Source organism: Rhizohabitans arisaemae, from assembly GCF_025996515.1.
Taxonomy (GTDB): Bacteria; Actinomycetota; Actinomycetes; order Streptosporangiales; family Streptosporangiaceae; genus Rhizohabitans; species Rhizohabitans arisaemae.
The window spans coordinates 1-480 of record NZ_BLRH01000022.1 but is presented as its reverse complement, the minus strand read 5'-3'; the positions used below and the strand labels follow the sequence as shown (position 1 = coordinate 480).

1 protein-coding gene is annotated in these 480 nt (G+C 75.0%); it reads left to right on the top strand.

Going from position 1 to position 480, the window contains the following annotated elements; all coding sequences use genetic code 11:
• The coding region (locus tag RUR_RS10300; RefSeq protein ID WP_346349030.1) for a sensor histidine kinase at window positions 1-480 on the top strand (480 nt) is incomplete at both ends.

Genomic DNA, 480 nt, shown 5'->3' with positions numbered 1-480 from the left:
GGCGCCACCGAGGAACTGATCGACAAAGACGGGAACGCGGCCAAAGCACTCCTGGCCAAGACCCGGGACGCCTCCGCCGAGGCGCTGCGCGAACTCCGCCGGGTGGTCCGCGGCATCCACCCGCCCGTCCTGGCCGAACGCGGCCTGGGCGACGCCGTCCGGGCACTCGCCCTGGACAGCCGGCTGGACGTCAAGGTCGACGTCGAGCTGACCGGCCGCGCCGCCGCCGCGGTCGAGGCCGCGGTCTACTTCAGCGTCTGCGAGCTCCTCACCAACGCGGCCAAGCACTCCGAGGCGGGCCAGGTCTGGATCGACCTGCGGGACGGGGACGGCATGCTGCGCGTCACCGTGACCGACGACGGCCGCGGCGGAGCCGACCCCGCCCGGGGCAGCGGGCTGAACGGGCTGGAACGCAGGCTCGCCCCCTTCGACGGGGTCCTCGCGGTGAGCAGCCCGGCCGGCGGCCCCACCATGGCCTCC